A 450-nucleotide genomic window follows, 5' to 3' on the forward strand; every position below is an offset into this window, starting at 1 on the left:
CCGCGACGGTTCCGAAGGGCTTATGGCGGGCAACGCGATACGCTGCGTCGGCAAATACCTGTACGACACGCAGACGAATATAGGCGCGGCATGCCCGGACACCGACGAAATCCTTTGCGGCGAGCAGATGCGCGAGAGCGCACCGTGTGTCAGCAAGAACCTTTACAATATGCAAACGAGCAAGAGCACCCCCTGTGGTGAAAAACGTCCTGACGCGCAGGCGCACAGCGGCGCATTATGCGTCGACGAAAACCCACACAATATACTGGCGAATAGAGACGTAGTATGCACCAGTATCAACGGTGCCCGAAGCGATTCCGCGCATACGGCTGAGATGACAGTCGAGACTAATTCAGGGATAAAAAAGCTGCTGCTCTATAAGCAGAACGGCAGCGTGTCGTCGGTGCGCGTGGATATGGGCAAACCGGAGTTCGCACCAGAGGCGATACC

At 56.7% G+C, this 450-nt stretch carries 1 protein-coding gene; it reads left to right on the forward strand.

Annotated elements, in window-relative coordinates:
* Window positions 1-22: 22 nt before the first annotated feature.
* Window positions 23-450, forward strand: a 428-nt coding sequence (locus AWU74_RS12265) for a hypothetical protein (RefSeq protein WP_238580279.1), incomplete at its 3' end; no start/stop codon positions are given.

This window comes from Treponema endosymbiont of Eucomonympha sp., assembly GCF_001028545.1.